This window comes from Allobosea vaviloviae (assembly GCF_001298265.1).
Classification (GTDB): Bacteria; Pseudomonadota; Alphaproteobacteria; order Rhizobiales; family Beijerinckiaceae; genus Allobosea; species Allobosea vaviloviae_B.
This window is the reverse complement of sequence record NZ_LGSZ01000028.1, coordinates 164,792-191,013: the sequence shown is the minus strand read 5'-3', so window position 1 is coordinate 191,013 and position 26,222 is coordinate 164,792. Positions and strand designations below refer to the sequence as shown.

Below are 26,222 nucleotides of genomic sequence, written 5' to 3'. Positions count from 1 at the left end.
GATGCTGCGCTTCTGGCTCAAGGCGCTGAGGAGGCCGGCGCTCGATCTGACGCTGACCACCCATCCCGGGTTGGTGACGCGAATCATCGAGCGGCCGGGCCGGCAATTGGACGACGCGGCGTTGGCCGCGCTGGTCGAACAGTTGCGCAGCGTCGCGGGCCGGACGTTGGGCAGCGGCGCGCTGACCTATGGCGTCTTCTCCGGCGAGCGGGAGCGGCTGTCGCAGACCATCGTGACGCTGATCACGGAAAAAGAGAGCGGCCGGCCGATCGCCTTCAACGCGCTGGCGCAGATGGGTGTCACCCTGAACGGCGAGCCGCAGGAGGTCACCCATCTCGGGCTCGTCATGGTCGATCCCGACGCCCGCGGCCGTGGCCTCTCGGGCGTCCTCTACGGCCTGACGGTGCTGGTGCTCTTTATCCGGGGCGGCTTGCGCCCGCGCTGGATCTCGAATGTCACGCAGGTGCCGGGCGTCGTCGGCATGGTCTGCCAGACCTTCTCCGACATCTATCCCTCGCCCGATGCCGGAGCGCGCCAGAGCTTCGCGCATCTGACGCTCGCCCGGCAGATCATGCGCGATCACCGTCACGTCTTCGGCGTGGGCGGCGAGGCTGGCTTCGATGAGGGCCGCTCCGTCATCACCGATGCCTATACCGGTGGCTCGGACGATCTGAAGAAGAGCTTCGATGCCGCGACCCAGCATCGCGAGCCGCGCTACAATGCCTTCTGCGCGAGCGAACTCGACTATGGCCGCGGCGACGACCTGCTCCAGATCGGCCGGATGGATCTGGCGGCGGCGCGCCGATATCTCCTCGGCCAGCTCCCGCGCGCGTCGCTGCCCGGTTTGCTAGGGGCGGGCGTCTTTCTGCTGTTGCAGCGGCTGGTGCTGCCGGTGCTCTACTGGCTCGATGATGGCCGGCGCTTCGGCCTGCTGCGTCCCCGCCCTTCAAAGCAGACATCATGACCGAGCCATTCGCCTACGCGACCTTCACCACCCGGAATATCGGCTTCGTCTCGGCGCAGGAGCAGGAGAAGCTGCGCGAGGCGCGGATCTTCGTCTGCGGCGTCGGCGGCATGGGAGGTGCGGCCTTCATGGCGCTGGTGCGGGCCGGCGTCGGCCATTTCGTCATCGCCGATATCGACCGCTTCGAGACCTCGAACCTCAACCGGCAGGTCTTCGCGACGGCGGCCACGCTCGGCCTCGGCAAGGCGCAGGCCGCGGCGGAGGCCGCCCGCCAGATCAATCCGCTGGTCGAGATCGAGGTTCTCGGCGCCGAATGGATCGACCAGTTGCCTGCGATCGCCGCGCGCTGTGCCGTGCTGGTCAACGGCATGGACGACATCGCTGCCGGCGTGCAGCTCTATCGCGAGGCGAAGCGCGCCGGCGCGACCGTGATCGACGCCTATATGTCGCCGCTGCCTTCGGTGATCGTGGTGCGTCCGGACGATCCGCGTCCGGAGGAGCGGCTCGGCTTTCCGACGCTGGGCAAGGACTGGCGGGCCATCGACGAGGCCGACAAGCGCGCCGCCATGCTGTGCGAGGTCGAGCATGTCATGCTGCATTCGCGCTCGCGCCATCATGTCGACCTCGCCATCGCGGCCGAGGTCGCGGCCGGGCGCCGCAGCCGGATGTCCTTCGCGCCGATGGTCATCACGACCGGCATGATGATGGCCTATGAGGCGATCGCGCTCGTCTTGGGCAAGACCAGCGGCACCGACTGCCGCGGCTGGTTCTTCAACCCGCACAAGCCGGCCGTCGAGCGGCCCTGGCCGGCGCCCATCGCCGCGCTGCTGCGCCCGCTGGTGCGGCGCGCACTGCGGCAGATGATGGCTGGCTCATGAACCCCGCGCTCGTCGCCGATTCCGTCGTCGATCTCTGCGGCGCTCTCGGGCTCGGCGTCGCCATGCTCAGCCTGCGTCGGCGCGATCCGCGCGGGGCGATGACGCAGCGCTTCCTCTGGGCGCTCGGCCTGGTCGCGAGCGTCTTCCTGCTGCGCGGCCTTGGCTGGTGGCTGGGGAGCGTGCTGCTTTCGCGGCTCGCACTCGCTTGCGCCGCCGCCATTCCGCTCGGCGTGCTGGCCGTGACGGAAGGGACGCTGCGCCGGCATGCGCCGCGCCCGGTCAAGCTCGCCGTGCTGACCGGCTCGGGGCTCCTGATACTCGCCAGCCTCGCCGGGCTCGCCGACGTCACACCGATCTACGATGTCGCGCTCGCAGGCCTCCAGCTTGCGACCTTCGCCGTCTGCGGTGTCCTGCTGCACCGGCGCGACCGGGCCTCCCTGACCAGCGCCGAGAATGCCGGCGTCGGCCGGCTCGGGCTCTGCGCCTTCCTGATGCTGCCGTTCCTGCTGACCGATTTTCGCGACCTGATGCCCGATATGCCGGTCAGGCTCGGTGGCCTGGGCGCGCTCATCCTGGTGAGCCTCGTGCTGGTCCAGAGCGGCGGTGCGCCCTCGCGTCGCCAGGGTTTCGCGATGCTGTCCCTGCGCATCCTGGGCGCGTTCCTGCTGGCGGCTGCGGCGGCGCTGGTGGCGGATTCGAACTGGGGCGAGGCCATCCGCCTGGGCGCGATGATCCTGGCGGGCATGCTCGCCACCGGCCTGGTCGTCGATGCGCTGGGCGGAGCCTTCGAAACCAATGCGCCGGGCGTGCTGGCCTCGATCGCCCAGTCGCGGGCACAAAGCCGCGATGCCCTGATCGCCGATCTCTCCGCCCATCCGCTCTTCGAGAATGCCCGGCGCCTGCAGGAGCCGGCGCTCTCGGCATTCGATCCCGAGATCCTGCGCCCGGCCTTGCGCGATGTCGCCGTGCTGCGTGCCGCTCAGCAGCCCTGGGGCACGCCGGCAACCGACCCGGCGACGGAAAGGCTGGCGGCCCTGATGGCGACCCATGCGGCGAGCCACATGCTCGTCATCGCCGACCGGCCGCTCGATCTCCTGTTGCTGACCATTCCCGTCGTCTCGGCCGATCCCGCGACCGAGACCGCGCTCATCCTGGTTCGCCGCATGCTGGCGACCTCCCCGCAGGACGCCCAGGCATGATCGAGATCGTCAGCAACGACCGCCGCAAGGCCTTCGCTGTCACCGGAACCGTCTATGGCGCCGCCAGCGCCTATGTTCCGCCGATGTGGTCCGACTTCGACCGCATGCTCGACCCCGCCCGCAACCCGCTGGTGAAGAACGGCCATGGCCGCTTCGAACTCTTCGTCGCGCTGCGCGATGGCGTGCCGGTCGGGCGCATCGTCGCCGCCATCCACGATGTCTCGAATATCAGGCACGGCACCAGCCGGGCCCAGTTCGGCTATTTCGACTGCGCCGACGATCCCGAGGTGGCGCAGGCGCTGCTGGGCGCCGCCGAAGGCTGGGCCCGCGCCCGGGGCATGAGCGAGATCGCCGGGAATTTCAATCTGACCGCCATGCAGCAGGTCGGCATCATGACCGCGGGCTTCGAGCACGCGCCCTATACCGACATGCTCTGGACGCCGCCGCATCTGGTCGGGCTGCTCGAGGCCAATGGCTATGCCCGCACCTTCCCGATGACGACCTTCGAGATCGCCCTGCCAGCGATCGATCCCACATTGTTGCTCGGCCCGAAGCAGCAGGAGGTGCTGGCCGATCCCGATTATCGCTGGATGCCGATCGACCGCCGTGATTTCGAGGCGCGGCTGGAGGAGTCGCGGCTGATCCTGAATGACGGCTTCGACGGCAACCCGCTGTTCGTTCCGCCGACGCAGGAGGAATACCGCTTCCAGGCCGGGGACATGATGTGGGTGATCGACAAGCGCATCTCGACCGTCGTCCATCACAAGGGCGAGCCAATTGGCGCGATCATCGCGATCCCCGATCTCAACCCGCTGGTGAAGGCGGTCGGCGGGCGGCTTAGGCCCGGTTTCCCGCTGCGCTTCCTCTGGCATCGCTGGACGAACAAGCGCGCCGTGATCGTCTATCAGTCGGTCAGCCGTGCGGCGCATAATCGCGGCATCAACGGCGCCATGCTCTTCAAGGTCGCGACCGCGCTCAAGGCGGCCGGCTACACGACGCTGGGCGGCACCTGGATCGCGGATGTCAACGGGCCAAGCCTGCGGCAGGCCGAAAAAGCGGGTGCCAGGCCGCTCCACCGCCTGCACCTCTTCGCCAAACCGCTGAGCGCCTGAGGCGGCCATGCTCGATCCCCAACTGTTTCAAGATCTGGTGGCGGAAGCCCGGCTCGCGCCCAGCGTCCACAACATCCAGCCGACGCGTTGGCGGCGGGAGGGCGACAGCATCCTCGTCCTTGCCGACGAGAGCCGCCGCCTGCCGGCTGCCGATCCGAGCGGTCATGACATCAGGCTCTCGCATGGCGCCGCGATCGAGGGCTTGAGCCTCGCGCTCGGCCTGCGCGGCCTGCGGATCGGGGGCATCGAGACCGCCGTCGATGGCATGCCAGCTCAGGGCGTGGTCGCACGGATCACGCTCGCGCCAGGCGGCGAGGCGGACCCGCTGGCCGGTGCCGTCGCGAGCCGAGCGAGCTGGCGCGGCGCCTTCCGGCAGCGTGATCCGGACCTGCCGTCACGGCTCGCGCATCTGGACGAGGTCACTGACGATCTCGTCATCATCGGCGTGTCGGATGCCGTGTCGGAGGTGGCCGACCTCGCCGACCGCGCCGCCTTCCATTTCCTCTGCGACGATGCGCATCGCAGGGAGTTGCTGCACTGGATGCGACTGAGCCGCGCCGACCCGCGCTACGGGCTGGACGGCTTGGACGCGCAGGCGCTGGCGCTCGGGCGGATCGAGGCCATCGCTGCGTCGCTGGTGCTGGGTCCGCTGTTTCCGGCGCTGCGACGGGTCGGGCTGGCTGCACCACTGACAAGCGAGCGCGGAAAGACGGCGTCGGGCGTGATCGCCCTGTTTCACCGCCCGATCGGCGAAGACGTGCTGCAAACGGGGCGAGCATTTTACCGAGCCTGGCTGGCGATGGAGCGAGCTGGACTAGCCGCCTGTCCCATCTCGGTTCTGGCCGATTGGCCCCTCAGCAATGCCGCCCTCGTCGAGCGCTTCGCCGTACCGTCCGACCGGAGGCTTGTGAACGTCTTTCGAATGGGCTCCCCGCCGCAGCGAGGCCCGGCGCGCCATGCGCGTCTTGCGTTACACGATCTGATCGTTCGCTGAGCGGGCGCCGCGCCGGTTCAGCTGGGCTGTTCTGGGGTTTGGCGCTGGATACCAAGCATGGGCCGCATGGCACTGCTCGTCGAATGCCCCAAACCCATAGCTTCCCTATCCCAGGATACGCACGCTCAGGCGATTTGAACGAAGGACACGGCCGCTCTCAAGCCCCGCCCGCTCGGAGGTGTGCCTAAGGTGAGCTCCGCTCGTACGTTGTGCAGGGCGACATCAACAATCGCGAGCCCGAGCCCGCTTCCGGCATTTCGAGCCGCGCGTCCGCGATAGAAGCGCTGCCTGACGAGGGCCATTTCGTCCGCGGGGACGCCGGGACCTTCGTCATCGACAGCCAGCACGACGTCTTCGGTCCTAAGCCATCTGACGCGACCGCCCGGCGGGCTATGGCCGCATGCGTTTTCATGGAGGTTACGCAGGGCCAGTTTCAAGTTGTCGCGGTCTCCCTCCACCGTCATCCCATCGATCGCGGCGTCGAATTCGACGGAGATTGATGCCGGCCGCTGTCCTTCGCGATCGATCTCGCGCAGCAGCTGCCCGAGATTGACCGGCTCTCGCCGGTTGAGAGCGGCGGCGGACTCGAGTCTTGCCAGCGCCAGCAACTGACTGATCAGGCGGGCCGTCCGGTCGACGCCCTGCATGATGTGGTCCAGTGCGGCAGTCCGCATCTCGATCGTATCGGCGGCCTTGGCGATCTGGGCCTGGGTCCGGATGCCGGCGAGCGGCGTGCGCAACTCATGAGCCGCGAAGGCGGTGAATTCGCGCTCGTGCCGGCGTGCTGCATCGAGGCGCGTGAACAGGCCGTTCAGCGCATCCGTCACTGGCAGGATCTCGTCGATGACCTTTGCCTGAAGTGGCGCGAGGTCGTCGACGGCACGCTGCTGCAGGTTGCGCGCGATGCCGCGCAGCGGCGACAGGCCACGCCCGACGCTGATCCAGATCAGCCCGGCGAAGAGTGGGAGCATCAGGAACGTCGGAGCGACGAGGCCCAGGACGAGGTCGTTGACGAGGCGATCCCGCAGGCCGAGACGATCGCCGACCAGCACCCGGACACCTTTGGCGGCGTCTTCGATGGCGTAGACGCGCCATTGCTCGCCGTTGATGACGCTGTCGGTGAAGCCGGCGGCATGGCCAGCCAGCCTCTCTGCGGGGGCCGCTGTCGAGGCTGCGACGAGCCGCCCGCCCATCGACCAGATCTGGCAGGAGAGCTGGCGCTCGTATCCGCCGGAATCACTGGTCGAAACCTGTGGCGTCGCGGCGATCGCGGAGCTTGGCGAGGCATCCGCATCCCGGACGAGCGAGGAGACCATGCGCGCCGCCTCCTGCAGGCGCGTGTCGAGGACGCGTTCGAGCTCGGCCTTGGTGCCGAGATAGATCCAGGCGGTCGCAGCCAGCCAGATCAGGCCGGTGGTGGCGACGAGGATGACGAACAGGCGCGCGCGCAGCGAGGTCATGGCGTCATCCTCAGTCGATAGCCCAGGCCGCGTACGGTCTCGATGAGCTCGCGTCCGATTTTCTGCCTGAGATTGTGGATGTGGACCTCGATGGCGTTGCTCTCGACGTCCTCGTGCCAGCCATAGAGGCGCTCCTCCAGCTCGCTGCGCGAGCGGATCACGGCGGGCCGCTCGGCGAGCACGCGCAGGATCGCGAATTCGCGCCTCGTGACCTCGATGGCAAGGCCGTCGCGCGCAACCGAATGGCTCGCCGGGTTCAGGACGAGGCCCGCCACCGCGATGGTCGCCGTCGCCCGGCCCTCGCGCCGGCGCACCACAGCACGCAGGCGGGCGGCGAGCTCGTCGAGGTCGAAGGGCTTGCCGAGATAATCGTCGGCGCCGCGGTCGAGCCCGGTGATCCGGTCGCGCGTCTCGTCGAGCGCCGTCAGGAGCAGGATCGGGCTCTCGTCGCCAGCCTGGCGCAGGCTGGCCAGCAGGTCGAGGCCAGAGCCGTCCGGCAGCATGATGTCGAGGACGATGGCGTCGAAGGCGCCTGCCGCGAGTGCATGCCGGCCATCGGCGCAGCTGCCGACGACCTCGGCGCTGACGCCGTGGAGCTTCAGCCCGACGGCGAGGCCGTCGGCCAGAATGGGGTCGTCCTCGACGATCAGAACACGCATCGTTTCTCCACGACGGGCACCATCCCTGCGCAGCTTAAGGCTGGCTTAAGCTGGGACGCGCCAATGGCGGCACTCACGGCCGGACAGGCCGCCGTCTCCATCAGCCGACAAGGACCAGACCGATGCAGCAGGATCGCCGGACGATCATCAGCGGCCTGGCATTGCTCCTGGCCGCCACGCCCGGATTGGCGCTGGCTCAGGGACGCGATCCCGATGTCGAGGCCATCCTCAACGATCCGGAGGCGCCGGTCTCCGGCAACCCGAAAGGCAATGTCACGATCGTCGCCTTTCTCGATTACAACTGCCCCTTCTGCAAGAAGGCGGCGCCCGATCTCGCCCGTGTTGTCCGAGAAGATGGGCAGATCAGGCTCGTCTACAAGGACTGGCCAGTGATCGCGGAGACCTCGGTCTATGCCGCGCAGCTCGCGCTCGCCGCCGCCTATCAGGGCGCCTATGCCAAGGCCCATGATGCGTTGATGGCGACCAAGGGGCGGCTCAGCCGCGAGCAGATCGCCGCTGCGCTGAAGGGCGCTGGCATCGACCTGGCCCGGCTCGAGGCGGATGTAAACGGCAAGGCCGCCCAGATCACGGCACTGCTCCAGCGCAACATGGCGCAGGCGGACTCGCTCGGGCTCCAGGGCACGCCGACATACCTCATCGGCCCGTTCCGGACCTCGACCCAGGATTATGCCGGCTTCAAGCAGGTCGTCGCCGACGCGCGCAAGAAGCAGGCGTTACCGTGATCGACCGGCACGCATCCCCCATGACCGACCTCTCCAAGCCCACGCGCCGCCTCGGCGGCCTCATGATCGTCCTGGCGGCAGCCGGCTGTACGACTATCGCGCAACAGCCGGTTCCGGCGACGCCTCCAGCGCCGCAGTTCAGCGCCCTCGATCTCAGGCGCTATGGCGAGGTCGGCGGCGAACCGTTCCATGTCCCCGCCGTCTCGCTCGAAGACCTGCAGCCACGCAATCTGCGCCAGCTCGTGGATTATCCGACGCCGCATCAACCCGGCACGCTGATCGTCGATCCCGCCAACCGGTTCCTCTTCCTTGTGCAAGAGCATGGCAAGGCGCTGCGCTATGGCGTCGGCGTTGGCCGGGAGGGGCTGGAGTTCACCGGTTCTGCCACGGTCCAGCGCAAGGCGCAGTGGCCGCGCTGGACCCCGACACAGGACATGATCAAGCGCGAGCCCACCCGCTATGCCCAGTGGGCCGGCGGCATGAAGGGCGGCGACGCCAATCCTCTGGGGGCCCGGGCGCTCTACCTGTTCAAAGACGGCAGGGACACGCTCTATCGGATCCACGGCACGAACGAGCCCGACACCATCGGCGAGGCTGTATCGTCGGGCTGCATCCGGATGATGAACCAGGACGTCATCGACCTCTACAACCGCATCCCCAGGGGCTCCAAGGTCGTGGTGCTGCCGGCCTGACTCTACGCGCTTTGGCATGGTGCGACGTTCAGGCCGCTTGCAGAAAAGGCATGGACACTCTACATTATATTTTATTATATAATGTCTATGTGAGTGTTCCATGACCTCGATCGACCTCTCCCCGAAGCTGGTGGCCGCCGGCCAGCCCGACGCGGCTGTGATTGCCGGTCTCTCCGACTCGCGCATCGCCGGCATCGTCAATGTCCGGCCCGATGGCGAGGAGGGCGGGCAGATCGGTCACGAGCGCGCTGCCGCGATCGCGGGGGAGGCCGGGCTGGGCTACGCCTATATCCCGGTCACCTCGGCAGCTATCACCGAGGCCGACATCAGGGCGTTCCAGCGGGCCGTGGCCGAGACGAAAGGTGCGGTCTATGCGCATTGCCGCTCCGGCACGCGCGTCGCGATCCTGCATGTCCTCGGCGAGGTGCTGGACGGGCGGATGCGCGCCGAGGACATCGTGCCGTTCGGCGCGGGGCTGGGCCTCGACCTGTCGGCGGCTACAGCTTGGCTCGACCGCGACCGCACGCGCTCGCCGCGCGTCAGGGGCTTCCATGATCCGCGCACCGGCAGCATCCAGTATGTCGTGTGGGACGCGGCGACGAAGCGCTGCGCGATCATCGACCCGGTGCATGATTTCGACGAGAAGTCGGGCGCGACGCGCACGATCCATGCCGATGCGATCCTCGCCTTCTTGGCGGAGCAGGGGCTGACGGTCGAGTGGATCCTCGACACCCATCCCCATGCCGACCATTTCTCGGCGGCCCATTATCTCAAGCAGAAGACGGGGGCGCCCACGGCGATCGGCGCCCGCGTCACGCAGGTTCAGCAGCTCTGGCAGCGTCTTTACAACTGGCCGGCGCTGAAGACCGACGGCTCGCAATGGGATCGTCTGTTTGCAGAAGGGGACAGCTTCATGCTCGGCGGCATCGAAGGGCGCATCATGTTTTCGCCCGGGCACACGCTGGCCTCGGTGAGCTATGTCATCGGCGATGCCGCCTTCATCCATGACACCATCTTCATGCCGGACTCCGGCACGGCACGGGCGGATTTCCCCGGTGGCAGCGCTGGGGCGCTGTGGGCCTCGATCCAGGACATCCTGGCGCTGCCGGACGAGACGCGGCTGTTCACCGGACATGACTACGAACCCAGAGGTCGGCATGCGCGCTGGGAGAGCACGGTCGGCGAGCAGAAGCGCAGCAACGCGCATCTCGTCGACATGACGCAGGAGCGCTTCATCGCCCTGCGTGAGGCCCGCGACGCGACACTGCCCATGCCCAAGCTGATCCTGCCCTCGCTGCAGGTCAATCTTCGCGGCGGCCGCCTGCCGGAGCCCGAGGATGACGGGCGGCGCTATCTCAAGATCCCGCTCGACGCCTTGCCGGGAGCGGTCTGGTGAGCGGCGCCGCGTCTCCCATAGAGGCCGACGCACGCCGGGAGATGGCGGCGCGGGCCGAGGAGGTCGCCGCGCTTCTGAAGGTGATGGCCCATCCCGTTCGCCTGATGCTCGCCTGCAAGCTGGCGGAGGGGGAGTTCTCGGTCGGCGAGCTGGAGCGGCTTCTCGACATCCACCAGCCGACGCTGTCGCAGCAGCTCGGCATCCTCAGGGAGACCGGGATCGCCGAGACGCGCCGCGACGGCAAGCAGATCTTCTACCGCCTCACCCAGCAGAAGGCCTCGCAACTGATCGCGGCCCTCTACGCCATTTTCTGTCAGAAGGACGACGTCTCATGAGCGCCTATTGGCCTTCCCTGTTCGGCGGCATGGTGCTGGGCCTGTCGGCCGGTCTGCTGCTGCTGCTCAACGGCCGGATCGCCGGCATCAGCGGCATCGTCGGGCGCCTGCTCGGCGGCCATCAGGCGCTGGTCAACGGCGCCTTCGTCGTCGGCCTGCTCGCCGGACCGACGCTGTATGCCGCGGCCCATGGCGCGCTGCCCGCGATGACGGTCTCCGCCTCCTGGCCGGTGGTCATCCTGGCGGGGCTGATCGTCGGCATCGGCACGCGGATGGGCTCGGGCTGCACCTCCGGTCACGGCATCCTCGGGCTGGCGCGGCTGTCGAAGCGCTCGATCGTCGCCACCGCGAGCTTCCTCCTTGCCGGCGTCGCCACTGCCACCCTCACAGGATTGCTGTCATGAGCCCGCTCGCCATCGCCCGCGTCACCGTGGCGCTTCTGTCGGGCGCGCTCTTCGGATACGGCCTGTCCTTGTCGGGCATGGTCGACCCCGCCCGTGTCCTGGGTTTCCTCGACATCGCCAGCGGTCACTGGGATCCGAGCCTGATGTTCGTGCTCGGCGGGGCGGTCTGCGTCGCCTTCGTCGCGGTTGCGATCCAGCGTCGCCTGCCCAAACCCGTCCTCGACACGCAGTTCCACATCCCCGAGCGAACCGACATCGACGCCCGCCTGGTCGGCGGTTCGCTGCTGTTCGGCATCGGCTGGGGGCTGGCCGGTTTCTGTCCCGGGCCGGCACTTTCGGCCCTGACGACGGGCCTGACGCCGGTGCTGCTGTTCGTCGCGGCGATGATCGCGGGCATGCTGTTGCACGACCGCGTGCTCGCAAAGTCGTCCTAAACGGGATTGACGCGGCATATCAACGAGCGCGCGGCAGATAGAGGACCGCGCCGGCACTGACGGTGTAGTCATCAACATGGCCGGAGCGGGTCAGGCTTTTGTCGACCACATGGAGGTGAAAGCGCTCGTTGGGATGGCTGACGACCCCTTCCAGCGCCGCGCCGCTGTAGATGCCGACGAGCATGCCGGTGCTGCCTGACTCCTTATGCACATGCATGCCGGCATGTTTGTTGGCATGAGTTCCGCCATATCCGGCGCCATGGCCGAGGGTCGCGGCTGCGCTTGCAGCCTGCCCCGTGACGACATGCCAGGTGAGCGACGGCAAGATTCCCTCGAGGCGGAAGGCGAAGGGTGCGTCCCGGGACAGGCCGATTTCGATGGCGCTGACCTCAACAAAGCGTTCGAACACCGCGCGGGTCATCGTGTTGGGCACGATGCGTTCATGCCAGCTTTCCACGACGGCGCCGGCATAAAGCACCGCCGCGTCCGAGGTTTGCGCAGGGCTGGTCCGCCCCTGAGGGTCGCTGCCGCGCGAAACCAGAATGCGTCCGTCCACAACGACAATCTCGCCTGTCAGGCCAGCCAAAGCGCCGACCCCCCAGCCTCCAGGCCCGGTTCGGATGGCGTCGAGCTTCACTTGCGCTGACGTATCGCCCGTATGGGCAAGGCGTCGAAAGCTACCATGCACCTCCAAGGGCGAGCCTGCAGACGGGTTTGTTGGCTGTGCTGACACGGATGCAGGCGTCAGGAGCAGAACGGCGACGATGGTGGTGGAGCAGCGCATGGCGGAACACTCGGTTTGCAAGACCTGACTGGCATATCCGAGCACTGCGTTGCATGATCATGATCATGATCATGTTGGAGCAGTTCACGACCCAGTTTGCAGTCGCCGATCTGCGCCACCGGCGCTTCGCGGCAGGCGCGCTGCTGTTTCGTCGGGGCGAGCGGATCCATTGGCTCCACGTTGTCGTGACGGGGCGCGTTCATCTGGTGCGCCAAACGCTGCAAGGCAGCGACCTCGTCCTGCAGCGGGCACAGGCCGGATCGCCGCTGGCGGAAGCTTCGCTGTTTGCTGAGCGTTATCACTGCGACGGCCGAGCTGAGGTGGCGACGGAGACGCTCGGCATTCGTATCGCAGCGGTTCGCGAGCGTCTCTCGCGGGAACCGGAATTCGCGCGATGGTGGGCCGAGCATCTCGCCAGAGAGGTACAAGTCGCCCGGCTGCGCGCTGAATTGCTGACGTTAAAGACCGTGGCCGAACGCCTGGACGCCTGGCTAAGCCTGAGCGGCGGCACTGTGCCTGGCCGAGGCGCGAGGGCGCGTCTCGCAGCCGAACTCGGTGTTTCGCCGGAAGCGCTCTATCGCGAGATCAACCGGCGCGCGCGATGTATCGCCGCTGTTGGAGAGGGCTCAAACCTTGAGCGCCAAGCGGATGGCGAGGCCGACGACGGTCAGGCTTAGGACGCCGGCGGCCCAATAGACCACGAACCAGCCCAGGCGCGCGAGCGCCCGGGGCTTGTCGGCCACGTTCCGGTTGCCGGCGGCCATCAGTGATAGCCTCCGACCGCATTCACCTTCCCTCGAAAGACCCAATAGGAATAGGCGGTGTAGGCAAGGATCAGCGGGATCAGGATGGTGGCGCCGACCAGCAGGAAGGACAGCGAGTTATCCGGCGCTGCCGCCTCCCAGATGGTGACGCTGTTGGGCACGATGTGCGGGTAGAAGCTGATGCCCAGCCCGATGAAGCAGAGCACAAACAGCCCCAGCGTCGCCAGGAAGGGGCTGAGTTCACGCCTTTGGGTCAAGCCCCGCAGGAGGACGTATGCCAGCCCGATTACGGCCAGCGGCACGGGGCCGACGAGCAGAATCTGAGGCCAGACCAGCCAGCGTTCGAGATAGCTGGCGTTCAGGGTCGGCGTCCAGGCGCTGACTGCGCCGATCAGGATCAGAGTCGCCGGCGCTGCCCAGAATGCGATGTCATAGGCACGGCGCTGGACATGGTTCTCGGTCTTCAGGATCAGCCAGGTCGCGCCGAGCAGGGCGTAGCCGATGACCAGCGCCACGCCTGTGACGAGGCTGAACGGGGTCAGCCAGTCCCACCAGCCGCCGGCATAGGCGCGCCCGACGACGGGGATGCCCTGCACCAAAGCGCCGAGCGCGACGCCCTGCGCGAAAGCGGCGACGATCGAGCCGAACGCGAAGGACCAGTCCCAGAGAAACTGGCCGCGACGTGTCTTCCAGCGGAACTCGAAGGCGACGCCGCGGAAGATCAGGCCGAGCAGCATGACGGTCAGCGGTACATAGAGCGCCGGCAGGATGATGGCATAGGCGAGCGGGAAGACGGCCAGCAGGCCGCCGCCGCCGAGCACCAGCCAGGTCTCATTGCCGTCCCAGACCGGCGCCACCGAGTTCATCATCTCGTCGCGATGGGCCTCACCGCTGACGAACGGAAAAAGAATGCCGACGCCGAGATCGAAGCCATCCAATACGACATAGGCGAGGACGGCAAAGGCGATCAGTGCCGCCCAGATGAAGGGAAGGTCGAGCATGGTGGCCTGGCTCCTTTATTGGGCAACCGGAAGGGCGCCGGTCGCGTCCATGACGGGGCCGGGCATGATGCCGCCGGCGCGAACCGGCTTGTCGGGCGCGAGCCCGCTTTCGGCGACATGCGGCGGGTGGTTCATCAGACGCAGGACGTAGAAGGTGCCAGCGCCGAACAGGGCAAAATAGACGACGATGAAGGCGAGCAGAGAGGCCCCGACGGCTGCGGCATGGATCGGCGAAGCGGACTGCGCCGTCGTCAGCAGGCCATAGACCGTATAGGGCTGGCGGCCGACCTCGGTGGTGATCCAGCCTGCCAGTACCGCCACGAAGCCCGCAGGGCCCATCAGCACGGCAGCCCGCAGGAAGGGCTTGACGTCGTAAAGCTTCCGACGCCAGCGCAGATAGAGGCTCAGAGCGCCGATGCCGAGCATAGCGAAGCCGATCCCGATCATGACGCGGAAGCTCCAGAACACCACACCAACGGGCGGTTGGAGGTTTTCGGGGACCGTGTCGAGCCCTGCGAGCGGCGCGTTCAGATCATGCTTCAGGATAAGGGACGAGGCCTTGGGGATCTGGATCGCGTAGTCGATCCGCTTTTCGGCACTGTTGGGAATGCCGAACAGGATCAGCGGCGCGCCATCGGGATGGCTCTGGAAATGGCCTTCCATCGCCATGACCTTGGCGGGCTGGTGCTCGAGGGTGTTCAGCCCATGCAGGTCGCCGGCGAAGATCTGGATAGGCGCGACGATCGCCGCCATCCACATCGCCATCGAGAACATGATGCGGGCACCCTCGTTGCCGCGGTCCCTCAGGACGTGCAGTGCCCCGACCGCACCGACGACAAAGGCCGTCGTCAGATAAGCGGCGAGCACCATGTGCACGAGCCGGTAGGGGAAGGAGGGGTTGAAGATGACGGCCCACCAGTCGGTGACGACGAACTGGCCGACCGCATTGATGGCGTAGCCGGCCGGCGTCTGCATCCAGCTGTTCACCGACAGGATCCAGAACGCCGACATGAAGGTGCCGAGCGCGACCATCAGCGTGGCGGCGAAATGCAGGCGCGGACCGACACGCGACAGGCCAAACAGCATGACCCCTAGGAAGCCCGCCTCAAGGAAGAAGGCGGAGAGCACCTCATAGCCCATCAGCGGCCCGATCACCGGGCCGACCTTGTCAGAGAACACGCTCCAGTTCGTCCCGAACTGGTAGCTCATGACGATGCCGGAGACGACGCCCATGCCGAAAGCGACGGCGAAAATCTTCTTCCAATAGTTGAACAGGTCCATGAAGACCGGGCGCCCGGTCGCCAGCCAGAGCGCATTGAGGACCGCGAGATAGCTCGCCAGGCCGATCGAGAAAGCCGGGAAAATGATGTGGAAGCTGATGGTAAACGCGAACTGAATGCGCGCCAGCATGAGGGCTTCTAAACCGAACATCTCAGCCTCTTAAATGTTGTATTTGAAATGATGATTATTGCGGGCGGCTGCTAAAAGCAATATGTGGAATGTACCTATTTATCGCAGGAGGTCGCGTTTGCGCCTGACCCAGTATTCCAATTTCGCCTTGCGGACGCTCCAGCTATTGGCTCTGCGCGCTCCCGCGATCGTCTCGGTCGAGGACGTGGCGCGTGCTCACCGGATCTCCCGCTCGCATCTGGTCAAGGTCGCGCATGAGCTGGGACGGCGCGGCTATGTCGAGACCATTCGTGGGCGCAATGGCGGGATGAGATTGGCGCGCCCGGCAGAGGAAATCACGGTCGGAGAGATTATTCGCTGGACCGAGGCGCCGCTGGAGCTCGTCGAATGCTTCAATTCCGAGACCAACACGTGCCCTCTCCTGGGGGCCTGTCATCTGTCGCGCGGCATTCAGCGGGCCTTGAGAGCATTCCTTTCCGTGCTCGACGACATGACGATTGCCGATATTGCCATCAACCGGGTCGCCTTGCTGGAGCGGCTCCAGGATGCCGGCGGCGTGGATTCGGGACTCCCTATCGAAGGTGAGGCAGACCCGTTCGTCAGCGGGGTGGTTGCGATAAAATAATCATCGTGAGTGATTATTTTAATTGACACATGCGAATTCTCGAATGTTAATGGCGGGGTCATCGCCATTCACGGGAGAGAGTCATGACCAATGTTGGCACACTCGATCGCACCTTGCGTTTCATACTGGGGGCGGTGCTCGTCGCCGCCGTCTTCGTTCCTCCCGTCGCAGATATGGTCGCGCCCTGGGGTGCCTGGAAATACGCTCTGACGGCCTGGGGCGTGGTCATGCTGGGGACAGCGGCGTTCCGCTTCTGCCCCGCTTATACGCTGCTGGGCGTCAGAACATGCCCGCTCGCCAGGCCTTGAGCCTCGGAAGTGGGCGGCGCCCCGTCGCCCACTGAGCGCAACAATCTCCACATCGCCACAGTCAGCCCGCGAGGCCAGCCATGTCGCACACTCCGCACGCCGTCGATCTCGCCGTGAAACCCGAGGTGACGGCGTTTTTCGACGCGCCGACCAATACCGTCAGCTATGTCGTCAAGGACCCCGGCTCCAACGCCTGCGCCATCATCGACTCGGTGATGGACATCGATTACGCGGCCGGGCGCATCTCGTATGAATCCGCCGACGCGATCATCACTTTCGTCGAGAAACACGGCCTCAGGCTCGAATGGTTGATCGAGACCCATGTCCATGCCGACCACCTCTCCGGCGCGCCCTATATCCAGGGCAAGCTCGGCGGCAAGATCGGCATCGGTGAGAACATCACTATCGTCCAGGATACCTTCGGCAAGGTCTTTAACGAAGGCACCGAGTTCCAGCGCGACGGCAGCCAGTTCGACCGTCTGTTCAAGGATGGCGACAGTTATGAGATCGGCTCGCTGACCGCCTTCGCGATGCACACGCCCGGTCACACCCCGGCTTGCATGACGCATGTGATCGGCGATGCAGTCTTCGTCGGTGACACGCTGTTCATGCCCGATGGTGGTTCCGCCCGTGCCGATTTTCCTGGCGGCGATGCCCGCACGCTCTATCGCTCGATCCGGCGCGTGCTCGATCTGCCGCCCGCGATGCGGCTGTTCATGTGCCACGACTACGGCCCCAACGGGCGCAAGATCCGCTGGGAAACCACGGTCGCCGAGCAGCGCGCCCACAACATCCATGTCCGCGACGGCATCAGTGAGGACGAGTTTGTCAGGACGCGCGAGGCGCGCGACGCCACGCTGGCGATGCCGAAGCTGATCATCCCGTCGCTGCAGGTCAACATGCGCGCCGGCGCACTGCCCCCGGCCGACGCAGGCGGGAAGGTGTTCCTCAAAGTGCCGGTGAACGCGCTGTGACGATCAACCCTAAGGACATGACCAGCATGACGGCGTCCGATCTCAATGTGGGCCTGCCTGGGATCAATCGCCGGGCTCCCCATTTCGCGGCACAGACCACCGACGGGCCGCGATCCCTGACCGACTATCAGGGCAAATGGCTTGTTCTGTTCTCGCACCCTGCCGATTTCACGCCCGTCTGCACGACCGAGTTCGTCGCGTTTGCTCGCCATCATGCGGCATTCCAGGCGCTCGATTGCGAGTTGCTGGGTCTGTCGATCGACAGCGTCTATGCGCACATCGCGTGGCTCAGAAACATCGAGGAGAAATTCGGGGTCGAGGTTCGCTTCCCTATCATCGAAGACCTGTCGATGACGGTCGCGCATGCCTACGGCATGGTACAGCCCGGTGCCAGTGACACCTCCGCCGTGCGCGCGACCTTCGTCATCGACCCTCAGGGCATCCTGCGTGCCATGCTCTATTACCCCATGAGCAACGGACGCTCGGTGCTGGAAATCCTGCGCTTGGTTGGCGCGCTTCAGATGAGCGATCTGCACAAGATCGCGACGCCTGAAGGATGGACAGCCGGTGAGAGCGTGATTGTGCCCCCGCCGAAGACGGCCGAGGAGGCAAGGCGTCGTAGCACCCAGGGGTTCGACACGACGGATTGGTATTTCAGTACCCGCAACGTTGCCTGACATCGTCCCTACCTACCCTCTCGTGTCGTAGCCGACCGATCCGCTAGCGGTGCCGGGGCGCGACGCTCTGCGGCGAGCGCTTGAGCGACTGAACCATTCCAACAACCCACCGAAAAGGCCCGTCATGTCTAAGGGCATTATGCTGCTTGTTGCTGTGAGCCTTCTGGGCACGGCTTCTGCCCATGCCGCTCCGGAACCTGCCAACCCCGAGCGCCAGACGCCCTGGAAGCTCTATGTGGATTCCAGGGAGGCCTTCGCCATGAAGCAGGCGCAGGGCAACAAGGTCCTGCTGGTCGATGTGCGCGACCCGATCGAGATCATGTTCACCGGCTTTGCTCCGGCCGTCGACGTCGTCGTCCCTTTCATGTCGGCCAACCTGTCGAAATGGAACGAACAGCGCTCCGTCTATCAGGTGGAGCGCGATCCCGCCTTTGCCGAGAAGATCGCCAAGGCCCTGACCGACCGCGGCCTCGGCAAGGACACGCCGATCCTGCTGATGTGCCGCTCGGGTGGCGAGAGGGGCGCGCCCTCGGCCAAGGAGCTGTGGGGTAAGGGCTTTGCCAGCGTCTACGTCGTCGTCGATGGCTTCGAAGGCGACACGATCAAGGATGGGCCGGAGAAGAACTGGCGGCGCGTCGATGGCTGGAAGAACTCCGGCTTGCCATGGGGCTACACGCTCGACCGCGCGAAATTTCCAATGGGCCAGAAATAATCATCGTCACGCCGCGACAGGTTCTTGTGGCGCCTCCCACCCCTAGACCTTCCAGGACACACAAATGACACCCGTTTCCAAGGCCGTTTCGACGGCAGTGCTAGCCACGGCGCTGATCACCTCCCCAGCTGTCGCCGGTCAAACGATGCTGATGCTGCTGAGCGCGCCGGCCGCGGAGGCTCAGGCGTTCAATCTGGTGCTCGCAAACCAGCTGCAGGCGAGCGGACACGGTGTCCACATGCTCCTCTGCGGCGAAGCCGGCGATATCGTCCTGAAGGCCGTTCCGGCAGCGGCGACGAAACCCGTGACCCCCCAGGGGATGACGGTGCGCTCGCTGCTGGAGGGGCTCATGACGAAGGGCGCAACAGTGCAGGTCTGCGCCATCTATCTGCCCAATCGCAAACTCCAGGCCGACGCTCTCATGGAAGGCGTGAGCGTCGCTCGCCCGCAGGATGTCGCCACCATGATCGCCGACCCGTCGGTCAAGGTCATCGGCCAATAAGGTCGGCAGAGATAGCCGACCAAAAAACAAAGTCCGATTCTGGGAGGACTAACCCGTGAAGATCAAGACAATATCCGACCAACTGTCGGTCTCTGAGCAAATCCTGCCTGCGCAGATTGCCGAAATTGCAGCGGCAGGGTTTAAGTCGATCATCTGCAATCGCCCCGACGGCGAAGGAGCCGACCAGCCTGGGTTTGCCGAGATCGAAGCCCAGGCCAAGAGTGCCGGCCTCACGGCTGTCTACCAGCCAATCATATCCGGGAAGGTCGGCGACCAGGACGCGTCGTCATTTGCCAAGCTGATAGACGCCCTGCCCAAGCCAACTCTCGCTTATTGTCGCACGGGAACGCGGTCGACGACCTTGTGGTCTCTTGCGGAGGGCGCGCGAGGGCGCCCTCTGCCTGATATCTTGTCGGCAGCAAAAGTGGCTGGCTTCGACATGAACGGTGTCGCGCGCCGCATCGCCAGCAAGGGGCTGGTCGGCACCGAGACGGTTGAAGCTCATGCCGAAGTCGTCATCATCGGTGGCGGTGCCGCTGGCATCGCGCTTGCCGCGAGCCTGAAGGCGCGTCGGCCGGAACTGGACATTGCCATCATCGAGCCTGCCGACGTCCATTATTACCAGCCTGGCTGGACAATGGTGGGCGGCGGGATTTTCGATCCCGCGACGACAGCGAAAACGATGGCATCGCTCATTCCTGCTGGCGTGCGCTGGATCAAGGCCGCCGTCGCAGCATTCGAGCCGCAGAAAAACGCCGTCATCCTGGAAGGCTGCCGGCTGGTCACCTATCGGGCGCTCGTGGTTGCCGCGGGGCTGAAGCTGAATTGGGCTGGTATCGAGGGCCTGTCCGAGACGCTTGGCCGGAATGGCGTCACCTCCAACTACCGCTATGATCTCGCGCCCTACACGTGGGAACTTGTACAGTCCCTGAAGCGCGGACGTGCCGTATTCACCCAACCGCCCATGCCGATCAAATGTGCCGGCGCGCCTCAGAAGGCACTCTACCTCTCTGCCGACCATTGGTACCGTCAGGGCCTGCTCAAGGACATCGATATCGACTTCTTCAATGCCGGGGCGGTGCTTTTCGGCGTGAAGGAGTACGTACCCGCTCTGATGGCCTATATCGAGCGCTATCAGGCCCAACTTCATTTCCAGCATACGCTGACCCGGATCGACGGCGAGAAAAAGCGGGCCTGGTTCTGGAAGGCAGATGCCGACGGTACCAAGTCTGTGATCGAAACCGACTTCGACATCATCCATGTCGTTCCGCCGCAGGTTGCGCCGGACTTCGTGCGCGTCTCGCCGCTAGCCGACGCCGCTGGCTGGGTCGACGTCGATCAGAGCACGCTGCGCCATAAGACCTTCGGTGGTGTCTTCGCGCTCGGCGACGTCGCAAATACGCCCAATGCCAAAACCGCCGCCGCCGCTCGCAAGCAGGCTCCTATTGTAGCTCACAACCTGCTTCGTGACCTGGGATATGGTGGTGATCGAGACGCGATCTACGACGGTTACGGGTCATGCCCACTGACCGTCGAGCGAGGCAAGATCGTACTGGCGGAATTCGGTTATGGCGGCAAGCTTCTGCCGAGCTTCCCCGGTTGGCTGCTCGACGGCACCAAACCATCCCACTTGGCTTGGCTGCTGAAGGAGCGCGCACTGCCGCCGATTTACTGGCAGGCGATGCTGCGCGGACGCGAATGGATGGCCAAGCCGGAACTCGTGGCATGATCGTCGGACCCGATATCGCCTCGGTCGGCTCCGGCTCGCTGGTCGGCTTCGTACTCGGCCTCATCGGCGGCGGCGGCTCGATCCTGGCCGTGCCGCTGCTCGTCTATGTCGTTGGCGTGGCCTCGCCACATGTTGCCATCGGCACCAGCGCGGTCGCGGTTGCGCTCAGCGCATTTGCCAATCTGCTCGGCCATGCCAGTGCCGGCAATGTCCGCTGGCCCTGCGCGCTGGTCTTCTCAGCGGCCGGCATCGCCGGAGCCGCGGTCGGCTCGACCATTGGCAAGAGCTTGGACGGGCAGAAGCTGCTGCTCCTGTTCGGCGTGCTGATGATCGTGATCGCGGTCATGATGCTCGTCCGCAAGGGCGGCGATGGCGCGGCCTTTCAGCCACTTGGACGCACAACGGCATCGAGGCTGCTGCCGCGGTTGCTCGGCATGGGTGGGCTCGTCGGTGGAATGTCGGGCTTCTTCGGGATCGGCGGGGGTTTTCTGATCGTGCCCGGCCTGATGGGGGCGGCGCGCATGCCGATGATCATGGCGATCGGCTCCTCGCTCGTCGCCGTGACGGCCTTCGGGATCACGACCGCAGTGTCTTATGCGTTGTCGGGCCTTGTCGACTGGCGCATCGCCACTCTGTTCGTGGCTGGCGGAATCGCGGGAGGCGTCGGCGGCACCTTTCTCGCGCAGCGCCTGTCAGGCCATAAATCAATGCTTTCTCGGGTCTTTGCCTCGATAGTCGCGGCCGTTGGGTTGTATGTCGTGGCGCGCGGTTATGCAGCCGTCTTTGGCTGATCAGTCACTTAAGCAAGTTGGGGCATTGATAGAGCCTGGTCCTCAAAGGCTGCTGACAGGCTCGCTAGTCCGAGATCGAAATAGCTCATGTCCAAACGCATCGCGCTGCTTGCCGTTCTGATCCTCGTCGCGATGGCGGTGGCTGGCTTCTTCTATTTCCGCAAGCTGAGCCCCGTCACCGTCGACGTCGCGCGGGTCGAGCGCGATGTCGAAGTCCGGGTTTTCGGGCTAGGCATCGTCGAGGCGCAGGTGTTGTCGCGCATCGGCTTCCAGGTCGGGGGCAGGATCGTGCAGCTTGCCGCCGACCAGGGCGAGATCGTCCCGGCGGGCACCGTGCTCGCCACCCTCGAGGACAGTTCGCAGCGCGCCCGCGTCGCCAAGGCGCAGGTGGCGACGCTGCAGGCGCAGGCGGCCCTCGCCAAGGCGCAGGCGCTGTTGCAGCGGTCGGAGGCCAACCTCCAGCAACGGGTGCTGGTGAACCAGCGCCGCCAGTCGCTCGTTGATCGCGGCAGCGTCTCGCGCGAGCAGGCCGAAGAAGCCCAGACCAACGAGACGCTCGCCCAGGCCGATTTCGCCGTCGCCAAGGCGGAGGTACGGGTGGCCGAGGCGGCCCGCGATGACGTCGCCGCTGCGCTGACCATCGAACAGGTGCTGCTCGACCAGCACCGCCTCGTTGCGCCCTTCCGCGCCCGCATCCTGTCTCGCCTGAAGGAGGCCGGCGCTGTCGCCGGTGTCGGGGAGGTCGTCTTCACGATCATCGAACCCCATTCGGTCTGGGTGCGCGCCTTCATCGACGAGGCCGTATCCGGCGGACTCGCGATCGGGCAAAAGGCGCTGGTCCGGCTGCGCTCCGAGATGAACACCGTCGTCGAGGCGCAGATCGTCCGGATCGACCAGGAGAACGACCGCGTCACCGAGGAGCGCCGGGTCTATGTGCGCTGCCTGAACTGTGAGCCGGAACATCAGGGCCGCTATCTTGGTGAGCAGGCCGAGATCGAGATCATCAAACGGGTCGTTCCGGTGGGCCTGTTCGTTCCCTTACGTGCCGTGAGCGGCTTCGATGGTCGTGCGGGCACGATCTGGACGGTCGAAGACGGCAAGCTCAACAAGCGTCTCGTTTCGATCGGAGACCGGCTGCTCGACGGTCGCGTGCTGATCGTCGACGGTCTGCCCGCCGATGCACGCGCGGTGGTCTCTGTGCCGGCGGACGGGTTCACGGTCGGGCGCAGGGCTGTGGCCTCCGAGAGCCCCCGATGAACCTCGCCTGGCGCGATGTCCAGCATGGGCTTGGACGGTTCATCCTCACCTGCGTCGGCCTCAGCCTGTTGCTGGGCGTCGTCATGGGCATGGTCGGCATCTATCGCGGGCTCGTCGCCGAGGCGCTCGGCCTGGTCCGGAGTGCCGGGGCCGACGCCTGGGTCGTCGAAGCGGGCAAGAGGGGCCCTTTCGCCGAGAGCTCGCGCCTGCCGCGCGACACGCGCGACGCCATCGCAGTCCATGCCGGCGTGGCGGCGGCCGGCGCGGTCGTCTACCAGACCGTCGAGTTTCCCTATCGCGGCACGAACCTGCGTGTGTTCATCGTCGGGGCCCAGATCGGACGACCCGGCAGCGAGGTCGCAATCGAGGAAGGCCGCCCCATCCTGAAATCGCGGACCGAGGTGGTGGCCGATCGCAAGACGGGCCTCGCACTCGGCGAACGCATCCGCATCGGCCGCGACGATTTCACTGTCGTCGGCTTGACCGCGAATGCCACCAGTTCGGGAGGCGATCCCGTCCTGATGATGACATTGCGCGACGCCCAGATCGTCCAGTGGCAGTTCGATCCCTCGGCAGTCAGGCGGGAGACGGCCCGCGACGCACCGGCAGGCGGGTCGAGCGATCTGGTCAGCGCCATCATCGTGCGCATGCGCCCCGATGCCTCGTCGGACGGCGTCATCGGTTCGATCGCGCGCTGGAAACATCTGACCGCGATGACGGCCGCCCAGCAGGAGGAGATCCTGACGCGCTCGGTGATCGAGCGCGCCCGTCGGCAGCTGGGCCTGTTCGCGGTGATCCTGCTGGTCGTCTCGACGGTGGTGATCGGCCTGATCGTCTACACCATGACCATGGACAAGAAGAAGGCGATCGCGACGCTCAAGCTCATCGGTGCGCCCGACCGCGTCATCGTCTCGCTGATCCTGCAGCAGGCGCTGGCGATGGGCCTGGTAGGCTTCGCCATCGGCGCGACTCTGATCCGCCTGGCCAAGGACTATTTCCCGCGACGCGTGGTGCTGGAGACCTCCGACACGGCGATCCTGCTCGGCATCATCGTCATGGTGTGCCTGATAGCCAGCATCTTCGGGGTCCGGTCGGCGCTGAAAATCGATCCGGCCTCGGCGCTTGGAGGCTGACATGATGGCCTCACCCAGACCCATCGTCGCGCCAAGGCCCGTCGTCGAAATCGCCCGCCTGTCGAAGACCTTCGGCACTGGGGCGACGAAGGTGCCAGCACTGATCGACATCGATCTGACGATCGGGACCGGCGAGGTGGTGGGCCTGATTGGCCCCTCCGGATCAGGCAAGAGCACATTGCTCAACTGCATCGGCTGCATCACGGAGCCCGATGCCGGCACAATCCGTCTCGATGGCCGCGCGATCTTCGACGGCAAATGGCTGATCGGCGATCTCAGGCGGCTGAGGCTCGAGACGATCGGTTTCATCTTCCAGTTCCACAACCTGCTGCCGTTCCTCTCGGCCTGGGAGAACGTGGCGATCGTTCGCACCCTGATGGGCGAGAGCCCCGAGCGGGCCAAGGCCCGCGCCATGGAACTGCTCGGTTATCTGCAGGTCGACCACCGCGCCGATGCGCTTCCCTCCAAGCTGTCGGGCGGCGAAGCCCAGCGCGTCGCGATCGCACGCGCGCTCGCCAACGAGCCCCGGATCATCCTTGCCGACGAGCCGACCGCGGCGCTCGACTCGGAACGAGCCGCCATCGTCATCGATCTGATGAAGCAGGTCGCGACCGAGCGTGACGCTGCGGTCATCGTCGTGACGCATGACGAGAAAATCTTCTCGCGCCTCGATCGCATGGTCCATCTGCGCGATGGGCGGATCGTCGAGGTGGTTTCATAGCGAGAGAGATAACGTCGCTCGGATTGGCTCCTCATGGATGCGATATCGGGTGGTCGCGCTTACTGAGCGCCAGCATAGCCGCGCGGCCGATCGGTTCTATCATCGCCCTCGGTCGCGGGGCGGGATCGTCCTCGTGGCTGACGGCGCCTCACAAAGCGGCCAGTCGGATCGATTAATCCGGCTGGCCGCCCTATGGTCTCCGCAAGACAAGGAGCCGGCGATGACCAGCCCACGACGCAGCCACTGGGACGACGTCTACACGACCAAGCAGGCCGACACGGTCAGCTGGTTCCAAGACGACCCGACGCCGTCGCTCGACATGATCGCGCTGACCGGTTTGGGCAAAGACGCCCCCCTTGTCGACATCGGCGGCGGTGCCTCGGTGCTGATCGAGCGGCTGCTGGATCGCGGCCATTCGGACCTGACGGTGCTCGACATCGCCCAGGCCGGCCTCGCCGTCGCACGTACGCGCATGGGCGAGCGTGCCGCGCTTGTGACGTGGATCGCGCAGGACGTAACCGCTTGGCAGCCTCTTAAAGACGCCTTCTCCATCTGGCATGATCGCGCTGTGTTCCACTTCCTTGTCGAGAAGGCCGACCGGGTGGCCTATATGCGCGCTCTTGACCAGGGCGTCAGCGTCGACGGCTGCGTCATCCTCGCGCCCTTCGCGCTCAGCGGCCCCGAACGGTGCAGCGGACTTCCCGTTAGGCGCTACTCGGCGGAATTGCTGCAGGCGGAGCTCGGGCAGCGCTATGCCCTGATCGACCAGAAGTTGCAGACGCATGTGACGCCATCCGGGAACCGCCAGGACTTCATCTGGTGCCTGTTTAAAAAGACCCAGACGTTGGCGGCCGCAGAACCATGACCCAAACGCCGTGACGGGCCTGCGCCCATTCTGGCCTAGAAGCATCATTCCGATGCGCCCACCTTGGAGCCCGGAAATCTGTTGCGCGAAGCGCACCGCAAGACAGGGCTGGCCGCATGCGACATTCCGGCGATCTTCGTGCTCTACCCTGACAGCGATCTCGTCCGACGCTTGCGCGCAGACGGATGCACGACGGTTTACCGAGCCTCGGCCTGCAATCACAGCAAGCTCGCGTTTCCTGAAGGGCGGCGTGTTATTCGCAATCGCTGGCCGCGTGGTCGGCGTCTCCTATGTCGTGATGGTAGCCCCGGCACCGCGTCAAAGCTGCTGCCAAGGGCGCTCGGCATGGGCGGGCTCGTCGGCGCAATGTCGGGATTTGTAGGCATCGGTGGTGATCTTCTTGTCGAGCCCGGCCTGATGGGGGCTGCGCGCATGCCGATGATCATTGCGATCGGATAGACTCTCGTGGCGGTCACTGCCTTCGGCGTGACGACCGCCGTGTCCTATGCGCTGTCGGGCCCGGTCGACTGGCGCATCGCCATCCTGTTCGTCGCCGGCGGCATCGGCGGGACGCTGCTTGCCCAGCGTCTCTCGGGCAGCAAGTCGATGCTATCGCGTGTCTTCGCCTCGATCGTGGCGATCGTCGGCGTATACGTGGTCGTGCGGGTGTACACGGCCGTCTTTGCCTGATCGGCAGGA

General features: G+C 65.8%; 31 protein-coding genes. 26 read left to right on the top strand and 5 right to left on the bottom strand.

Annotated features, from left to right (window positions below):
- Position 1 precedes the first annotated feature (1 nt).
- From AE618_RS07550 to AE618_RS07530, 5 genes are read left to right on the top strand one after another with little or no spacing between them, the layout of a single operon-like run.
- Positions 2-964 (top strand): hypothetical protein, encoded by a 963-nt coding sequence (locus tag AE618_RS07550; protein ID WP_054208434.1) that lies wholly within the window; start codon positions 2-4, stop codon positions 962-964.
- Complete coding sequence (locus AE618_RS07545) at positions 961-1,842, top strand: ThiF family adenylyltransferase (RefSeq protein WP_054208433.1); 882 nt, start codon at positions 961-963, stop codon at positions 1,840-1,842. Before AE618_RS07550 ends, AE618_RS07545 begins: the two co-directional genes overlap by 4 nt.
- Complete coding sequence (locus AE618_RS07540) at positions 1,839-3,041, top strand: hypothetical protein (RefSeq protein ID WP_054208432.1); 1,203 nt, start codon at positions 1,839-1,841, stop codon at positions 3,039-3,041. The genes AE618_RS07545 and AE618_RS07540 overlap by 4 nt, the downstream gene beginning before the upstream one ends.
- The gene (locus AE618_RS07535; protein ID WP_054208431.1) at positions 3,038-4,153 is read left to right on the top strand and encodes a hypothetical protein; all 1,116 of its coding nucleotides are present in this window, start codon (positions 3,038-3,040) and stop codon (positions 4,151-4,153) included. Before AE618_RS07540 ends, AE618_RS07535 begins: the two co-directional genes overlap by 4 nt.
- Positions 4,154-4,160: 7 nt before the next feature.
- Complete coding sequence (locus AE618_RS07530; protein WP_054208430.1) at positions 4,161-5,147, top strand: hypothetical protein; 987 nt, start codon at positions 4,161-4,163, stop codon at positions 5,145-5,147.
- 125 nt (positions 5,148-5,272) lie between these two features.
- Here AE618_RS07530 and AE618_RS07525 read toward each other — a convergent pair whose 3' ends face one another.
- Positions 5,273-6,607, bottom strand: coding sequence for a sensor histidine kinase N-terminal domain-containing protein (locus AE618_RS07525; protein ID WP_054208429.1), 1,335 nt, complete (start codon positions 6,605-6,607; stop codon positions 5,273-5,275).
- Positions 6,604-7,266 (bottom strand): response regulator, encoded by a 663-nt coding sequence (locus AE618_RS07520; RefSeq protein WP_054208428.1) that lies wholly within the window; start codon positions 7,264-7,266, stop codon positions 6,604-6,606. The genes AE618_RS07525 and AE618_RS07520 overlap by 4 nt, the downstream gene beginning before the upstream one ends.
- 122 nt (positions 7,267-7,388) lie before the next feature.
- Here AE618_RS07520 and AE618_RS07515 point away from each other — a divergent pair, with 122 nt between their 5' ends.
- The 6 genes from AE618_RS07515 to AE618_RS07490 all read left to right on the top strand — a co-directional run bounded on the left by AE618_RS07515 (position 7,389) and on the right by AE618_RS07490 (position 11,270).
- Positions 7,389-8,009: a DsbA family protein gene (locus AE618_RS07515; RefSeq protein ID WP_054208427.1), complete on the top strand. Its 621-nt coding sequence runs from the start codon at positions 7,389-7,391 to the stop codon at positions 8,007-8,009.
- A 20-nt stretch (positions 8,010-8,029) separates the two neighbouring features.
- On the top strand, positions 8,030-8,701 hold the full coding sequence (locus AE618_RS07510) for a L,D-transpeptidase (protein WP_054208426.1): 672 nt from the start codon (positions 8,030-8,032) through the stop codon (positions 8,699-8,701).
- Between the two features lie 100 nt (positions 8,702-8,801).
- Positions 8,802-10,097: a bifunctional sulfur transferase/dioxygenase Blh gene (gene blh / locus AE618_RS07505; RefSeq protein WP_054208425.1), complete on the top strand. Its 1,296-nt coding sequence runs from the start codon at positions 8,802-8,804 to the stop codon at positions 10,095-10,097.
- A gap of 41 nt (positions 10,098-10,138) precedes the next feature.
- Positions 10,139-10,432 (top strand): sulfite-sensing transcriptional repressor BigR, encoded by a 294-nt coding sequence (gene bigR, locus AE618_RS07500; protein WP_054208424.1) that lies wholly within the window; start codon positions 10,139-10,141, stop codon positions 10,430-10,432.
- Positions 10,429-10,836, top strand: a complete 408-nt coding sequence (locus tag AE618_RS07495; RefSeq protein WP_054208423.1) for a YeeE/YedE family protein — start codon at positions 10,429-10,431, stop codon at positions 10,834-10,836. The genes bigR and AE618_RS07495 overlap by 4 nt, the downstream gene beginning before the upstream one ends.
- The gene (locus AE618_RS07490) at positions 10,833-11,270 is read left to right on the top strand and encodes a YeeE/YedE family protein (RefSeq protein WP_054208422.1); all 438 of its coding nucleotides are present in this window, start codon (positions 10,833-10,835) and stop codon (positions 11,268-11,270) included. Before AE618_RS07495 ends, AE618_RS07490 begins: the two co-directional genes overlap by 4 nt.
- Positions 11,271-11,289: 19 nt before the next feature.
- Here the strand turns inward: AE618_RS07490 and AE618_RS07485 are convergent, their stop codons facing one another.
- On the bottom strand, positions 11,290-12,054 hold the full coding sequence (locus AE618_RS07485) for an acetolactate decarboxylase (RefSeq protein ID WP_082365073.1): 765 nt from the start codon (positions 12,052-12,054) through the stop codon (positions 11,290-11,292).
- A gap of 53 nt (positions 12,055-12,107) precedes the next feature.
- On the opposite strand from AE618_RS07485, the gene AE618_RS07480 reads away from it, so the two are divergent.
- A complete protein-coding gene (locus AE618_RS07480; protein ID WP_054208420.1) occupies positions 12,108-12,731 on the top strand; it encodes a Crp/Fnr family transcriptional regulator in 624 nt (207 codons plus the stop codon).
- Between the two features lie 86 nt (positions 12,732-12,817).
- On the opposite strand, the gene cydB is transcribed toward AE618_RS07480, so the two are convergent.
- Entirely contained in the window at positions 12,818-13,819 is a 1,002-nt protein-coding gene (gene cydB / locus AE618_RS07475) for a cytochrome d ubiquinol oxidase subunit II (protein ID WP_054208419.1), read from the bottom strand.
- A 15-nt stretch (positions 13,820-13,834) separates the two neighbouring features.
- Positions 13,835-15,250 (bottom strand): cytochrome ubiquinol oxidase subunit I, encoded by a 1,416-nt coding sequence (locus AE618_RS07470; protein ID WP_054208418.1) that lies wholly within the window; start codon positions 15,248-15,250, stop codon positions 13,835-13,837.
- 97 nt (positions 15,251-15,347) lie between these two features.
- On the opposite strand from AE618_RS07470, the gene AE618_RS07465 reads away from it, so the two are divergent.
- The 14 genes from AE618_RS07465 to AE618_RS07405 all read left to right on the top strand — a co-directional run bounded on the left by AE618_RS07465 (position 15,348) and on the right by AE618_RS07405 (position 26,213).
- Entirely contained in the window at positions 15,348-15,854 is a 507-nt protein-coding gene (locus tag AE618_RS07465) for an RrF2 family transcriptional regulator (protein ID WP_054208417.1), read from the top strand.
- Between the two features lie 83 nt (positions 15,855-15,937).
- Positions 15,938-16,162: a YgaP family membrane protein gene (locus AE618_RS07460; RefSeq protein WP_054208416.1), complete on the top strand. Its 225-nt coding sequence runs from the start codon at positions 15,938-15,940 to the stop codon at positions 16,160-16,162.
- A gap of 80 nt (positions 16,163-16,242) precedes the next feature.
- Positions 16,243-17,136, top strand: a complete 894-nt coding sequence (locus AE618_RS07455) for an MBL fold metallo-hydrolase (RefSeq protein WP_054208415.1) — start codon at positions 16,243-16,245, stop codon at positions 17,134-17,136.
- Positions 17,137-17,153: 17 nt separating this feature from the next.
- Positions 17,154-17,813: a peroxiredoxin gene (locus tag AE618_RS07450; protein WP_197280721.1), complete on the top strand. Its 660-nt coding sequence runs from the start codon at positions 17,154-17,156 to the stop codon at positions 17,811-17,813.
- A gap of 124 nt (positions 17,814-17,937) precedes the next feature.
- Positions 17,938-18,525, top strand: coding sequence for a rhodanese-like domain-containing protein (locus AE618_RS07445; RefSeq protein WP_054208414.1), 588 nt, complete (start codon positions 17,938-17,940; stop codon positions 18,523-18,525).
- Between the two features lie 145 nt (positions 18,526-18,670).
- Entirely contained in the window at positions 18,671-19,027 is a 357-nt protein-coding gene (locus AE618_RS07440; RefSeq protein WP_197280704.1) for a DsrE family protein, read from the top strand.
- A 55-nt stretch (positions 19,028-19,082) separates the two neighbouring features.
- The gene (locus tag AE618_RS07435) at positions 19,083-20,756 is read left to right on the top strand and encodes a bifunctional protein tyrosine phosphatase family protein/NAD(P)/FAD-dependent oxidoreductase (RefSeq protein ID WP_054208412.1); all 1,674 of its coding nucleotides are present in this window, start codon (positions 19,083-19,085) and stop codon (positions 20,754-20,756) included.
- A complete protein-coding gene (locus AE618_RS07430; protein WP_054208411.1) occupies positions 20,753-21,547 on the top strand; it encodes a sulfite exporter TauE/SafE family protein in 795 nt (264 codons plus the stop codon). Before AE618_RS07435 ends, AE618_RS07430 begins: the two co-directional genes overlap by 4 nt.
- Positions 21,548-21,634: 87 nt before the next feature.
- Positions 21,635-22,804: an efflux RND transporter periplasmic adaptor subunit gene (locus AE618_RS07425; RefSeq protein WP_054208410.1), complete on the top strand. Its 1,170-nt coding sequence runs from the start codon at positions 21,635-21,637 to the stop codon at positions 22,802-22,804.
- Positions 22,801-23,937, top strand: a complete 1,137-nt coding sequence (locus AE618_RS07420; protein ID WP_054208409.1) for an ABC transporter permease — start codon at positions 22,801-22,803, stop codon at positions 23,935-23,937. Before AE618_RS07425 ends, AE618_RS07420 begins: the two co-directional genes overlap by 4 nt.
- Before the next feature lies 1 nt (position 23,938).
- Positions 23,939-24,658: an ABC transporter ATP-binding protein gene (locus tag AE618_RS07415; protein ID WP_248310785.1), complete on the top strand. Its 720-nt coding sequence runs from the start codon at positions 23,939-23,941 to the stop codon at positions 24,656-24,658.
- Positions 24,659-24,878: 220 nt separating this feature from the next.
- On the top strand, positions 24,879-25,523 hold the full coding sequence (locus AE618_RS07410; RefSeq protein WP_054208408.1) for a class I SAM-dependent methyltransferase: 645 nt from the start codon (positions 24,879-24,881) through the stop codon (positions 25,521-25,523).
- 81 nt (positions 25,524-25,604) lie between these two features.
- Complete coding sequence (locus tag AE618_RS28435; RefSeq protein ID WP_197280703.1) at positions 25,605-25,982, top strand: sulfite exporter TauE/SafE family protein; 378 nt, start codon at positions 25,605-25,607, stop codon at positions 25,980-25,982.
- A 6-nt stretch (positions 25,983-25,988) separates the two neighbouring features.
- Positions 25,989-26,213: a TSUP family transporter gene (locus tag AE618_RS07405; protein ID WP_054208407.1), complete on the top strand. Its 225-nt coding sequence runs from the start codon at positions 25,989-25,991 to the stop codon at positions 26,211-26,213.
- Positions 26,214-26,222 lie beyond the last annotated feature (9 nt).

Bases quoted from the DNA above. Each gene is read 5' to 3' on its own strand.
- AE618_RS07455 (WP_054208415.1), top strand. From the start codon at position 16,243: ATGTCGCACACTCCGCACGCCGTCGATCTCGCCGTGAAACCCGAGGTG.
- AE618_RS07510 (WP_054208426.1), top strand. From the start codon at position 8,030: ATGACCGACCTCTCCAAGCCCACGCGCCGCCTCGGCGGCCTCATGATC.
- AE618_RS07540 (WP_054208432.1), top strand. From the start codon at position 1,839: ATGAACCCCGCGCTCGTCGCCGATTCCGTCGTCGATCTCTGCGGCGCT.
- AE618_RS07515 (WP_054208427.1), top strand. From the start codon at position 7,389: ATGCAGCAGGATCGCCGGACGATCATCAGCGGCCTGGCATTGCTCCTG.
- AE618_RS07485 (WP_082365073.1), bottom strand. From the start codon at position 12,054: ATGCGCTGCTCCACCACCATCGTCGCCGTTCTGCTCCTGACGCCTGCA.
- AE618_RS07425 (WP_054208410.1), top strand. From the start codon at position 21,635: ATGTCCAAACGCATCGCGCTGCTTGCCGTTCTGATCCTCGTCGCGATG.
- AE618_RS07490 (WP_054208422.1), top strand. From the start codon at position 10,833: ATGAGCCCGCTCGCCATCGCCCGCGTCACCGTGGCGCTTCTGTCGGGC.
- AE618_RS07430 (WP_054208411.1), top strand. From the start codon at position 20,753: ATGATCGTCGGACCCGATATCGCCTCGGTCGGCTCCGGCTCGCTGGTC.
- AE618_RS07545 (WP_054208433.1), top strand. From the start codon at position 961: ATGACCGAGCCATTCGCCTACGCGACCTTCACCACCCGGAATATCGGC.
- AE618_RS07450 (WP_197280721.1), top strand. From the start codon at position 17,154: ATGACCAGCATGACGGCGTCCGATCTCAATGTGGGCCTGCCTGGGATC.
- AE618_RS07415 (WP_248310785.1), top strand. From the start codon at position 23,939: ATGATGGCCTCACCCAGACCCATCGTCGCGCCAAGGCCCGTCGTCGAA.
- cydB (WP_054208419.1), bottom strand. From the start codon at position 13,819: ATGCTCGACCTTCCCTTCATCTGGGCGGCACTGATCGCCTTTGCCGTC.
- AE618_RS07480 (WP_054208420.1), top strand. From the start codon at position 12,108: ATGATCATGATCATGATCATGTTGGAGCAGTTCACGACCCAGTTTGCA.
- AE618_RS07420 (WP_054208409.1), top strand. From the start codon at position 22,801: ATGAACCTCGCCTGGCGCGATGTCCAGCATGGGCTTGGACGGTTCATC.
- AE618_RS07520 (WP_054208428.1), bottom strand. From the start codon at position 7,266: ATGCGTGTTCTGATCGTCGAGGACGACCCCATTCTGGCCGACGGCCTC.
- AE618_RS07525 (WP_054208429.1), bottom strand. From the start codon at position 6,607: ATGACCTCGCTGCGCGCGCGCCTGTTCGTCATCCTCGTCGCCACCACC.
- AE618_RS07445 (WP_054208414.1), top strand. From the start codon at position 17,938: ATGTCTAAGGGCATTATGCTGCTTGTTGCTGTGAGCCTTCTGGGCACG.
- AE618_RS07470 (WP_054208418.1), bottom strand. From the start codon at position 15,250: ATGTTCGGTTTAGAAGCCCTCATGCTGGCGCGCATTCAGTTCGCGTTT.
- AE618_RS07440 (WP_197280704.1), top strand. From the start codon at position 18,671: ATGCTGATGCTGCTGAGCGCGCCGGCCGCGGAGGCTCAGGCGTTCAAT.
- AE618_RS07410 (WP_054208408.1), top strand. From the start codon at position 24,879: ATGACCAGCCCACGACGCAGCCACTGGGACGACGTCTACACGACCAAG.
- AE618_RS07535 (WP_054208431.1), top strand. From the start codon at position 3,038: ATGATCGAGATCGTCAGCAACGACCGCCGCAAGGCCTTCGCTGTCACC.
- blh (WP_054208425.1), top strand. From the start codon at position 8,802: ATGACCTCGATCGACCTCTCCCCGAAGCTGGTGGCCGCCGGCCAGCCC.
- AE618_RS07530 (WP_054208430.1), top strand. From the start codon at position 4,161: ATGCTCGATCCCCAACTGTTTCAAGATCTGGTGGCGGAAGCCCGGCTC.
- AE618_RS07550 (WP_054208434.1), top strand. From the start codon at position 2: ATGCTGCGCTTCTGGCTCAAGGCGCTGAGGAGGCCGGCGCTCGATCTG.
- bigR (WP_054208424.1), top strand. From the start codon at position 10,139: ATGGCGGCGCGGGCCGAGGAGGTCGCCGCGCTTCTGAAGGTGATGGCC.
- AE618_RS07495 (WP_054208423.1), top strand. From the start codon at position 10,429: ATGAGCGCCTATTGGCCTTCCCTGTTCGGCGGCATGGTGCTGGGCCTG.
- AE618_RS07460 (WP_054208416.1), top strand. From the start codon at position 15,938: ATGACCAATGTTGGCACACTCGATCGCACCTTGCGTTTCATACTGGGG.